Here is a 12603-nt window from a genome sequence, read left to right as displayed (position 1 = left end):
ATGTCTAAACAAAAAAATATAAGTGATTTGGTCGATTTATCCAATACAGTAGACAAATACATTGTGAAGGAACAAGTCGATGGAGAATTACAAAAAATAAATTTAGGACCAACACACCCATCTACCCATGGTATTTTTGAAAATAAAATATTAATGGATGGGGAAAGGATTGTTTCAGCAAAATCAACCGTTGGATATATTCACCGTGCATTTGAAAAAATCTCTGAAAGAAGAACATATTCTCAAATAACCACCTTAACCGATAGACTTAATTATTGCTCTTCTCCCATAAATAATATGGGATGGCATATGACCATGGAAAAATTTTTGGGCGTGAAAGTATCCAAAAAGATTGATTATATGCGTATCATTATTATGGAGTTGGCAAGAATTGCGGACCATTTGGTTTGCGATTCAGTAATGGGAGTTGATACAGGTGCTTTAACCGGATTTACTTATGTATTTCAGGATAGAGAAAAGATATATGACCTCTATGAACAGGTTTGCGGAGCTCGAATGACTACCAATATTGGAAGAATTGGAGGGTTTGAGCGTGATTTTAGTCCAAAATTCCATCAATTAATAAAAGAATTTATTGCAGAATTTCCAAAAAGATTGGAAGAATTCGCTAAATTATTGGAAAGAAATCGAATCTTTATGGACCGTACGATCGGGGTAGGAGGTATTTCAGCTGAAAGAGCTTTGAATTATGGATTTACCGGTCCGAACTTACGAGCAGCAGGGGTAGATTATGATGTGAGAGTCATGAGCCCTTATTCTTCATATGATGACTTTGATTTTATTATTCCTATAGGGACTTCAGGAGATGCTTACGATCGTTTCATGGTTCGTTTGCAAGAAATGAGGGAAAGTTTCAAATTGGTTAAAAATGCTTATGAAAATTTACCTGAAGGTAATTATCATGTAGAGGTTCCCGAATATTATCTACCGGATAAGCCGGATGTTTATACCAGTATGGAAGCTCTTATCTATCATTTTAAAATTATCATGGGAGAAACAGATATTCCAACCGGTGAAGTTTTTCATTCAGTTGAAGGAGGAAATGGTGAATTAGGATTTTATATGGTTAGTGACGGAGGGAGAAGTCCTTATAGATTACATTTTAGAAGACCTTGCTTTATTTACTATCAAGCCTATCCTGAATTAATTAAAGATCAAATGCTGTCTGATGCTATCATTACGTTAGGAAGTTTAAACGTGATTGCGGGTGAACTAGATGCATAAAAGTTACTTAACACAAAATTAAATTAATATAAATTATTGAAACTCTCATTTTTGAGAGTTTTTTTATGTAATTATACTAATATAATAATATTTAAAATTTATTTGTAGACGATTTTGTAAAAATAATTATAAAATAGTAATATTTTTAAAATTTTATATTTTTCAAATAATTATAAAAAATATATGGTTTAATATATAAGATAGAGAAATAAGAGAGTTAGATTAAAATTTAATATTTTTGTTAGATAAATATTTTGTAAGTAAAACAAATATGAAAATTTCTATCTACTCAAATTTTTTTAATTGGAGCATAATAATCTTATTTATAGCATCGCTTATCCCTCTTTTAATATTAAGTTTCTATACAGAACCAATTCTCGATGATTATGTATATGCGTTAAAGCTAAGACATAAAAGTTTTTTAGAGGTACAAATTAATGATTATATGAATTGGGGGAGTAGATATACATCTACTGGTTTACTTATTACTGATCCAATTTATTTTGGATGGTTTGATGGATATCGTATTATTTCTTTTTTAATGATATTTCTTTTTGTTATCGGTTCTTATTTCATGTTTTATCAAATTACACTAAATAAAAAATTTACTTTAATTTTATTATCTACTTTTTGTTTTACTTATTTTTTTATGTTGCCAGAAATTACTTCTGCATTCTATTGGTTAGCAGGTTCAGCAACATATCATTTGGGAAATATTTTATCTTTATTTTTTATTGGAATTATAATAAAACTTTATAGAAATCATAATTTAATTTACAAAATATTATCATTTTTAATAATATTTTTAATTATTGGATGTAATGAAATTTCCATGATATATTTGGATATTTTTATATTTTTATTAATTTCATGTAGTTATTACAATAGTAAAAAAATTAATTCATTTTATTTAAGTTTACTAATATTCGCTGGGATTTTAACCATGTATATTTTGGTATCTCCAGGAAACAAATTCAGATCTTCAACTACTGCTCAATATCATTTGTCTTTAGTTAATTGTATAATAAGCATGTTATGGAAGACTACTGTAATAATTATAAGATATTTTATAATAGTATTTTCAATTCATCTATTAGTGCTTTATAATTTAAGAAATTGGCTTAAAAATATTGATCTACCTTTTTTAAAATTTTCAAATATATTTTATATTATTACCTTTTTGATATTTATGTTTTTAGGTTCTTTTCCTAGTTTATGGTCGGTAGGATTTTTTCCACCGTTACGAACCGTAAATGTGATTTTCTTTGCTATGAATATATTGTCTATGCTCATTGCCTATAAAATTGTAACCTTACCTTTTTTTAACACCATCAAATTTTCACCTTATACCTTATTAGCAATTTTATTATTAATAGTCTTTAGTTATACATTTACTATACGAGATAAGAATATTTACAATTTTTCTAATAATCTTTATAATTCATATAAGGATGTATTAACTGGAAATATGATAAAGTATAAAGAAGAGATGAAAGAAAGATACGAAACCATTAGTAGTTCTAAAAAAGATACTGTTTTTGTTAAACCAATTAAAAATATACCTAAAACAATTTTAAGAAGTGATCTTAAAGAAACAAACAACCACTTTTACAATCAAAATATGGCCATTTTTTTTGGTAAAAAAGCTATAATATTACGAAGAACTAATGCTGATAATTAATAATTTAACATAAAAATAGTATTAAACGATATTCCTAAAGAATAATAAGATAATATAATTAATAGGTTTTATTTTTGTGAATATTCCTAAAATATATTATAAAAATTCCATAATTAAATCAATCATTATATTACAATTTAAACGTATTCAGTTTAGGAAAAATTTCTAGCCTAATGAGATAAGATAATTGTTAAATTAATAACAATTACTTACGAATACAATAGATCTATTTTAATTAAATACGTTTTTAAATAAAAAGACTAATATAATTGATTTTATATAGTATTACCCTTATTTTTGATGTTTATATAAATAAAATATTTATGAAGGCACCGGTAGCAAAAAAAAATCCTAAAAAATTAATTACTCATAACGATATTCGAATTGATAATTATTATTGGCTTAACGATAGAGAAAACCCTGAAGTAATAAAATATTTGGAGGAAGAAAATGCTTATACAAAAGAGCAGATGAAATCTACCGATTTATTGCAAAAAAAATTATTTGAGGAAATGAAGTACAGGATAAAAGAAGATGATGAGTCCGTTCCCTATAAATTCAATCAATATTGGTATACCACCAAATACATAAAAGGGGGAGAATATCCTCTCTATATAAGAAAAAAGGACTCTTTAGAAGCCAAAGAAGAAATCATGTTTGATGTCAATGAGATGGCCAAAGGATATAAATTTTACCAAATTGGAAGTGTTAACGTTAGTCCGGATAATACCATGGCTTGTTATTCAGTTGATACAGTGAGTCGAAGAATATATACCATTCAAATAAAAAATTTGGTAACCGGCAAAATACTTTCCGATGAATTAAAAGATACCACAGGAAATGTAGTATGGGCCAATGATAACCGAACCATTTTTTATTCCGTACAAGACCCTAAAACTTTACGTTCATCTAAAATATATAAACATATTTTAGGAACTTCTCAAGAGGAAGACCTTTTGGTCTTTGAAGAACATGACGAAACATTTAATGTCTATGTAACCAAAACTAAATCCTTACAATATATTGTAATAGCCTCCGGAAGTACCTTAACAGATGAATATAGATTTATTCCTGCCGATCATCCCGAAGCTGAATGGAAAATATTTCAAGAAAGGATTAGGGGAGTGGAATATTCCTTTGATCATTATGAAGGATTTTTTTATATTCTTACGAACAAAGACGGGGCAACTAATTTTAAATTAATGAAGACCCCAATAACAGATACTTCAATTGAAAATTGGATTGAAGTAATACCACACAATAAGGAAATTTTATTGGAGGGGTTTGAACTATTCAAAAATTATTTAGTAACTGAAGAACGAGAAAGAGGGTTAACTCATATAAAAATTAAGAGTTGGGATAATTTAATTAATTATGAGATACCTTTCGAAGAAGAAGTTTATACAGTAGGAACTTCTGTAAACAGAGATTTCGATACGGATATTATCAGATATCGTTATACTTCAATGACCACCCCGTGGAGCGATATTGATTTTAATATGCGCACCAAAGAAAAAAAGGTTTTAAAAGAGCAAGAAGTTTTGGGTAATTTTAATAAAGATAACTATGTTACTAAAAGAATTTGGGCTCAAGCTCGAGACGGAGTACAAATCCCTTTATCTTTAGTAATGAAGAAAGACACTCAGCCATCTAAAAATACCCCTTTGTTATTATATGCTTATGGATCCTATGGATATTCAATGGATGCAACATTTAGCTCCATACGGTTATCCTTGTTAGATCGGGGCTTTATTTATGTAATTGCTCACGTGAGAGGTGGAGAAGATTTAGGAAGGCCTTGGTATGAAAATGGAAAAATGTTAAAAAAGAAAAACACATTTTACGATTTTATAGACTGTGCTGAATATTTAATCAAAAAAGAATATACATCGTCTAATCATTTATATGCCAATGGAGGTAGTGCCGGTGGATTATTAATAGGAGCAGTTATTAACTATGCCCCCAAACTATTTCATGGAGTAGTGGCAGATGTACCGTTTGTAGATGTAGTTACAACTATGTTAGATGACAGTATTCCCTTAACGACAGGAGAATACGATGAATGGGGAAATCCGAATCAACTAGAATACTATAATTATATGAAATCGTATTCACCCTATGATAATGTTGAAAATAAAGAATATCCCAATATGTTGGTAACAACCGGCTTACATGATTCTCAAGTACAATACTGGGAACCGGCCAAATGGGTGGCAAAACTCAGAGATATGAAAACAGATTCTAACCTTTTATTACTTCAAACTAATATGGATGCAGGGCATGGAGGATCTAGCGGACGTTTTGAATCCTTAAAAGAAGTAGCCTTAGAATATGCCTTTTATTTATATTTAGAAAATAAATTAAACTAGTAAATGACTTTAGGAAATTTGAAAAATGATTTAATTATTTTTTAAATTTCCTTACCTAATTCCAATATAATTTTTTTATAGATATTTATATATAGGCGAGTGGTAAATATAAGTTTACTTATAGGTAAAAAATAATTAATAAATAATTTTTTGGATTTTACTAATATGAAAATAATTGCAAATTGAAGAAATAAGTAGAGGTAATTTAGTGTTTTCTTTCAATAACGTATTTAAGCATCAATTCCAACGAATCTCTATTTTCATTTTTTGGAAAATTAACTAAAATATCGAGCGCTTTTTGCTTATATTCATTCATCTTATCAATCGTATAATTAATCCCCCCGTTTTCCTTTACAAATTTGATTATTTCAGCAACTCTTTTTTTATCTTTATTGTGATTTTTAATGGAATTTATCAACCATTTTTTATTCTCTTTACTTGCGTTGTTAAGCACATAAATTAATGGAAGCGTCATTTTTCTTTCTTGAATATCAATACCGACCGGTTTTCCAATTAAGTTAGTACTTGTATAATCAAACAAATCATCTTTTATTTGAAACGCAATTCCGGTATATTCTCCAAAAAGGCGAAGTTTTTCGGAATTTTCATCCGAAGCATAGGTAGAACGTGCTCCGGATTCACAACACGCAGATATTAATACAGCCGTTTTTTGACGTATAATTTCAAAATAGACCTCTTCCGTAATATCAAGTTTTCTACTTTTTTCCAGTTGCAGCAGTTCTCCCTCAGACATCTCTCGTATAGTTCTGGAAATAATAGATAATAAATCAAAATCTTGATTATCAGTAGCTAATAATACACTTTTTGATAGAAGATAATCGCCCACTAAAACAGCAATTTTATTTTTCCATAAAGCATTTATTGAAAAAAAACCTCGTCTCATGTAGCTTTCATCTACTACATCGTCATGAACAAGAGTGGCTGTATGGATAAGTTCGATCAATGAAGCTGCTCGATATGTTTTATCCGTTACATTACCGGTAAGCTTAGCAGTTAAAAAAACAAACATGGGGCGCATTTGCTTACCTTTTCTTCTAACTATAAACTGGGTGATTCTATCCAATAAGGGAACTTTACTTTTCATGGATTCATAGAACCTTTTTTCGAAAAGCTTCATTTCATCAGCTATTGGAATTTTAATTTGTTCAGTAACTTTGGACATTAGGTTTCAAAAATAATCAAATTTTACATATTTTAATTTGAAATTTCCATTTTATTTTATAAAGAAGAGGTAAAAAGATAATTAAAATAAAGGTTATATACTAAAAATAAGTTAATAACAAAATAAAGAGTATAAACATAAAAAGAATTATTATCTTTGTTGCTTGAGAAGATACATAATATTGCAGAGGATAATGCAACAAAATGACTTTATTTCACGTTTAAAGCAATTATGCAATTACGTGAAATAATATTAAATTAAAATGAAAAAAGTTTTCTTACTGGTTATTCTGATTTGTACTTGTTGTTTAATGCATATAAAAGCTCAACGTAATGAAGTAGGAATATCTATTGGAAGAGCCAATATAATTGGTGATATAGGTAAAACCGATTATATTGAAATATTTCCTATGGATAGGTATAGAATTCCAATTTCTCTAGGAGTACTTTATAGGTATAATTTAGATAATAGACAAAGTTTACGTTTAAATTTAATTTATAACAGAGTCTATTTTGACGATGAGAAAGCAAGTGAAGATTATAGATTTAAAAGAAAAATATCAGGAAGTAATACCATTTTTGAAACCTCAGTTTTATTTGAATATTATTTCTTTGATATTAATGATATAAAATATTCAGGTTCTTCTCCATATATATTTGCCGGAGTGGGCGGATATGGGTTTTATGATAGGAAATATACAATCAATCATACGAGAGCTAAAAATTATGATGGTTCTTACAGGGATCCTTTAAATTTTCAAGATTTTGTAACAGAAGAAAATTATAAGAAATCTATGAAATTCGATTTTAATATTCCTTTTGGCGTGGGATATAAATTTAAAATTAAATACGATTGGTTATTATCTCTTGAAATAGGAGCAAGATATACATTCCAGGATAATCTTGATTATAGTTCTATAAAAAACAAAAATATAACTATAAACATAGATCCTCAATTAAATAATATAAGTACTGTAGACCCTAAGCTTAAAGATGAGATAAATAGAAGAAATGCTAAAATCATAGGAAAACATCAAACAGGTAATACATATAAAAGTAACGATTGGTATTTAATATGGGGGATAAATCTTACTTACACATTTGGAAGACCTCCATGTTATTGTTATTAAATTATAATTATTAATGTCTAAAAAAGATATATTTATAGAAGAAAATAAAATGCCTAAACACGTTGCCATTATTATGGATGGTAATGGAAGATGGGCTAAAAAAAGAGGTATGATTCGTAGTCTTGGCCATCAAAATGCTATTAAAGCAGTTCGAGAGGCGATTGAATTTTGTGAAGAAGCAAATATTCCTTACCTTACCTTATATGCTTTTTCAACAGAAAATTGGAATAGACCCATTTTAGAAGTGAATTCTTTGATGAGTCTATTGATTAACACTATAAAAAAAGAAACAAAAAAATTAAAAGAAAAAGGCATTAGAGTTAAAGTTATCGGCAATATTGATAAATTTCCAACTAACGTCCGAGAGGAATTAATCCTGCTTACCACAGATACATGCAATAATCAAAGGGGCACATTGACATTGGCATTAAGTTATGGGGCTAAAAATGAAATTCTCGATGCTGCCAAAAAAATTGCTCTGGATTATTCAAATAACGAAATATCTTTGGAACAATTAAATGAAGATACCTTTAATCAATATTTATATACAAACGATCTACCGGATGTAGATCTTCTCATTAGAACGAGTGGAGAGCAAAGAATAAGTAATTTTTTACTTTGGCAAATAGCATATGCAGAATTATATTTTACAGATACATTATGGCCTGATTTTAATAAAGAAGAATTTTTAAAAGCATTAGATTTTTATCAGAGCAGAGAAAGAAGATTCGGGAAAATAAGTGAACAATTAAAAGTAAAGTAAAAGAAGTAAAAAGTGTACATGAAGAAATTATTAGCGGCCGTTTTATTCTCAGTAAACATATTTATATTTGGTCAGGTTGCAGACAGTGTTCAAATATCACCACAAGAACCAAAGGCTGATGTTCAAAAAGATATAGACCCTATTAAAAAAGACGATTCTGCTTTACGTATTAAAGAAATCAAAATTACCGGAACCGATAAATATTCTAAGAATCAAATCATGAGGTATACGGGGTTGTATGAAGGAGATTTTGTGGAAATACCGGGAATGCAAATTAACACGGCAGTCAAAAAACTTTGGGATTCTAAGCTTTTCGCTAACGTAGAAATTTTTTTAACTAAAGTAATCAACAATGAGGTGTACCTTCGTATAAATTTGGTAGCACTTCCGGATTTAGGTACTGTAAAATTTCATGGAATTAGTAAATCTAAAGGCGAAAAGTTGATAAAAGACAATGGTCTTAAAACAAAGGCTAAAATTACCGATGATCTGCGTTCTAAACTTCAAAACTCCATAAGAAATGAATATACAGATAAAGGATTTCCGGATGCCAAAGCAATAATAAAAGAATCGACCAATCCAACAGATCCTAACTTAGTCAATTGGAATGTAACTATAGATAAAGGTCCTAGAGTTAAAGTTAAAACAATTAAAATAGAAGGAACTAAAGTATTAAAAGCTTCAACCGTCAGATCACGAGCTTTCAAAAATACTAAACAAAAAAGATTTTATCGCTTTTGGAAGAAATCAAAATATGTTCCTGAAAAATACCTGGAAGATTTAAATAGAGTTGTTGAAACTTTTCAATCGTATGGATTTAGAGACGCAAAAATAACTTCAGATACTGTACTCAGAGCCAATAAAAAGAATTTTGATATAGATGTTCATGTATCAGAAGGAAAAAGATATTATCTGGGAAATGTAACTTTCTCCGGAAATTCTGCATATTCTAGTGAGACACTTTCAAAAGTTATCGGATATAAAAAAGGAGAACCCTATGATGCAGTAGGTTTCAATAAAAAAGTATCAGGATCAGAAAAAAACGATGATATTTCAACACTATATTATAATAACGGGTATGTTTTTGCCAATGTAGTTCCCATTGAAAAAGCAGTTAGAAATGATACGATAGATATTGAAATTAAAATAAGAGAAGGAGAACAGGCTTATTGGGACAAAGTTACTTTCTCAGGAAATACCAAAACTCACGATCACGTGATCCAACGCTCATTGAGCACAAGACCCGGAGATCTTTTCTCAAAAGAAGATATACAAAGAACCATTATGGAATTAGCCCAAATGGGATACTTTGAAGCACAGACTTTGCGCCCTATTATTACACCGAATGTTGAAACTCGTACGGTAGACGTTAATTATAAATTAGAAGAAAAGGGAACAAACAGTCAAATAGAATTACAAGGAGGTTATGGAGGAAATCGTTTTATTGGAACTTTAGGTTTAACTTTTGGTAATTTCTCATTTAATGATTTTTTCAAGAAAAAAGCTTGGAAACCTATTCCTTCCGGTGATGGACAAAGTATATCTTTAAGAGCCCAAGCAGGAAGTAATTATCAGAATTACAGCATTTCATTCACAGAACCATGGATTACAGGTAAAAGGCCTACTTCCATGACTGTTTCTCTTTACAGCACGATATTGAATTACAATAACTATTATGCAGAAGGAAGAAACAAACTAAATATATATGGAGGTCAAGTGGGATTAACCACTCGTTTAAATTGGCCGGATAATTATTTCAGGCTTTCCTATGGTATCAATTATCAATTATACTCTTTTAGAAATTATCCGTTTAATATAGCAGATGAAAATGCCTTAGGATATACAACATGGGATAATGGAGAAAGTAACAATTTCAGTTTTTATGCAAGTTTAGGTAGATATTCAGCAGGATTTGATCCTATATTCCCTACAATGGGTTCTGAATTTGAGCTTTCAGTGAAATTTACTCCTCCATATTCCGCATTTAACAATGAAGATTACAGCAAAAAAACCGATAAGGAAAAATACAAATGGCTGGAATATTATAAAATAAAGATGAAAGCCTATTGGTATCAGGAATTAGTAGGTAAATTTGTTTTAAAAGCAGGAGGAGAATTCGGATTTTTAAGTAATTATAATTCTAAAGTAGGAATTCCTCCTTTTGAAAGATTCTATTTAGGAGGAACCGGGCTATATGGAAATAGATTTGATGGTAGAGAAATTATCCCTTTACGTGGGTATAGAGATGCTACATCCTTCGGAGGAGTTTCCGGTGAAGACATTACCCCATTAGGAGGGGGTACCTCATATTCAAGGTTTATGTTGGAATTGCGTTATCCGGTTTTATTAGGAGGAGCTACGAAAATTTATGCGTTAACATTTGCGGAAGGAGGAAATACTTGGAGCAATAATAAATCATTTAATCCGTTTGAGCTAAAAAGATCTGCCGGTTTTGGTATTAGAATTTTTATGCCACAATTCGGAATGTTAGGTTTTGATTTTGCTAAAGGATTTGATTCAACCATTAATTCAAACAGTGCCAACGGATGGGAAACCCATTTCATATTTGGTCAACAATTTTAGATGATTTTTGCTTATATTGAATTATAATAATATATTTATAGCAAAATAAAGTTTATAAAAACTTGGTATGATTTTAGAAAAGCCTTATATATAGTTACCATGAAGAAAACATTGACATATGCTCTGCTCTTGCTTTTTAGTTTTGGCATTGCTCAAAAAATGGCTTACGTAGATACGCAGTATATTTTAAAACAATTGCCGCAATATCAACAATCAGAACAAAGACTTGACCATGAAGTTAAAAAATGGCAGGAAGAGATTGTTAATAGACAATCCATGTTAGAAAAACTTCGTATTGAGTATGAGAACGAAAAAGTTTTATTAACAGAGGATCAGCAAAAGTCAAGGTTGATGTCAATTGATAGTACAGATAAGGCGCTCCATGAATTTATTGAAAAAAAATTCGGATCAAAAGGAGAATCAGTCAATCTAAGAATTAATTTGGTTAAACCTATACAAGATCAAATTTGGAATGCAATAAATGCCATAGCTATAAAAGATAAATATAATTTAATCTTAGACAAATCGTCAGATTTAATTATGGTTTATACAGATTCCAAATATGACATCACAGATAAAGTGTTGAAACAATTAGGAATTGCAACCAAAAAGAAAGAGGATAAAAATGGTAAATCATCTTCTATGATATCCAATTCAGATGAAGTTGATGACAAAGAAGTTAAAATTAAAAATGTTAAGAATTCTGATGAAACAGCAATAGATAAAAAAGATAAAGAGTCTACTAAAAAGCAACAAAAATCAGGATGGGGAAGAAAGTATGTTCCTAAAAACAAACAAACTAAAAAGGAACAAATTCAAAAAGAAGAAGTAAATGAAGTTTCTTCTGAAAAAGTAGATGAAGTTTCAGAGGTAAAAAATATAAATAACGTAAAAAGTAAAGATTATCCTAAGGAGGAAGATGTAGATGAAATAACTGCACCGGCTCCTAAGAATAAAGAAAGTAAAACAGTAAATAATAAAGAGTCTAAAACTACCATTAAATCGCAACCAAAATCAGGATATGGTAGTAAATATATACCTAAGAAAAAAACTCAAAATAATAATCAAACTAATGATAAAACAAGTAAATAATAAAATTAGAATAAAAATGAAGAAAATCACATTAGTATTCCTCTTAACTGCATTTGTTGGAGCTTTTCAATTAGTTAAAGCTCAAAATATAGCTCATGTTAATTCAATGGAATTATTAAGCCTGATGCCGGAAAAAAAAGCAGCTGATGATCAATTAAAAACATTAGCAGACCAAAAAAAGGCAGAAATTAAAAAACAAGAAGACAGTTTTTCTGCTAAGTATGAAAAAATTCAAAAAGATTTGCAAGGAAAATCACAAGCTGATCTTGAAAAAATGAAAGATCAACTTCAAAAATACGAAGAAGATTTCCAAAAAGATCAACAAAGTCTAGTAGCTTTACGAGAAGAAGCAGCAAAAGCTTTAGATAAAAAACAAGCAGATTTATATGAGCCTATTATGAAAAAAGCACAAGATGCAATTGATAGTGTTGCTAAATCTAAAGGTTACCTTTATGTTTTTGATACTTCTCAACCTTCTCTTTTATATGCTGAAGGACCAAATATTCTAAATGATGTTAAAGCTAAATTAGGAATAAAATAAGAATTAAGATAGAACAA

At 29.3% G+C, this 12603-nt stretch carries 9 protein-coding genes; 8 read left to right on the top strand and 1 reads right to left on the bottom strand.

The window, feature by feature from the left end:
* The 3 genes from GYM72_RS07955 (at nt 1) to GYM72_RS07945 (ending at nt 5295) form a co-directional block, all read left to right on the top strand.
* Nucleotides 1-1245: an NADH-quinone oxidoreductase subunit D gene (locus tag GYM72_RS07955; protein ID WP_160541763.1), complete on the top strand. Its 1245-nt coding sequence runs from the start codon at nt 1-3 to the stop codon at nt 1243-1245.
* 271 nt (nt 1246-1516) lie between these two features.
* The gene (locus tag GYM72_RS07950) at nt 1517-2926 is read left to right on the top strand and encodes a DUF6056 family protein (RefSeq protein ID WP_220264027.1); all 1410 of its coding nucleotides are present in this window, start codon (nt 1517-1519) and stop codon (nt 2924-2926) included.
* A 323-nt stretch (nt 2927-3249) separates the two neighbouring features.
* Nucleotides 3250-5295 carry a S9 family peptidase gene (locus GYM72_RS07945; protein ID WP_220264026.1) on the top strand — a complete coding sequence of 682 codons (2046 nt, stop codon included), beginning with the start codon at nt 3250-3252 and terminating at the stop codon, nt 5293-5295.
* 205 nt (nt 5296-5500) lie between these two features.
* Here the strand turns inward: GYM72_RS07945 and GYM72_RS07940 are convergent, their stop codons facing one another.
* Nucleotides 5501-6478 carry a polyprenyl synthetase family protein gene (locus GYM72_RS07940; protein WP_220264025.1) on the bottom strand — a complete coding sequence of 326 codons (978 nt, stop codon included), beginning with the start codon at nt 6476-6478 and terminating at the stop codon, nt 5501-5503.
* Nucleotides 6479-6740: 262 nt separating this feature from the next.
* On the opposite strand from GYM72_RS07940, the gene GYM72_RS07935 reads away from it, so the two are divergent.
* The 5 genes from GYM72_RS07935 to GYM72_RS07915 all read left to right on the top strand — a co-directional run bounded on the left by GYM72_RS07935 (nt 6741) and on the right by GYM72_RS07915 (nt 12586).
* On the top strand, nt 6741-7607 hold the full coding sequence (locus tag GYM72_RS07935) for a DUF6089 family protein (RefSeq protein WP_160541768.1): 867 nt from the start codon (nt 6741-6743) through the stop codon (nt 7605-7607).
* 13 nt (nt 7608-7620) lie between these two features.
* Complete coding sequence (locus tag GYM72_RS07930) at nt 7621-8370, top strand: isoprenyl transferase (protein ID WP_220264024.1); 750 nt, start codon at nt 7621-7623, stop codon at nt 8368-8370.
* 18 nt (nt 8371-8388) lie between these two features.
* A complete protein-coding gene (bamA, locus tag GYM72_RS07925; protein WP_220264023.1) occupies nt 8389-10953 on the top strand; it encodes an outer membrane protein assembly factor BamA in 2565 nt (854 codons plus the stop codon).
* Between the two features lie 99 nt (nt 10954-11052).
* Nucleotides 11053-12045 carry an OmpH family outer membrane protein gene (locus tag GYM72_RS07920; protein WP_220264022.1) on the top strand — a complete coding sequence of 331 codons (993 nt, stop codon included), beginning with the start codon at nt 11053-11055 and terminating at the stop codon, nt 12043-12045.
* Between the two features lie 16 nt (nt 12046-12061).
* The gene (locus GYM72_RS07915) at nt 12062-12586 is read left to right on the top strand and encodes an OmpH family outer membrane protein (RefSeq protein ID WP_160541772.1); all 525 of its coding nucleotides are present in this window, start codon (nt 12062-12064) and stop codon (nt 12584-12586) included.
* Nucleotides 12587-12603: the final 17 nt, after the last annotated feature.

Origin of the sequence: Apibacter sp. ESL0404 (genome assembly GCF_019469245.1) — a bacterium.
GTDB lineage: Bacteria > Bacteroidota > Bacteroidia > Flavobacteriales > Weeksellaceae > Apibacter.
The sequence above is the reverse complement of the archived record's forward strand: the minus strand, read 5'-3'. Positions and strand labels throughout refer to the sequence as shown.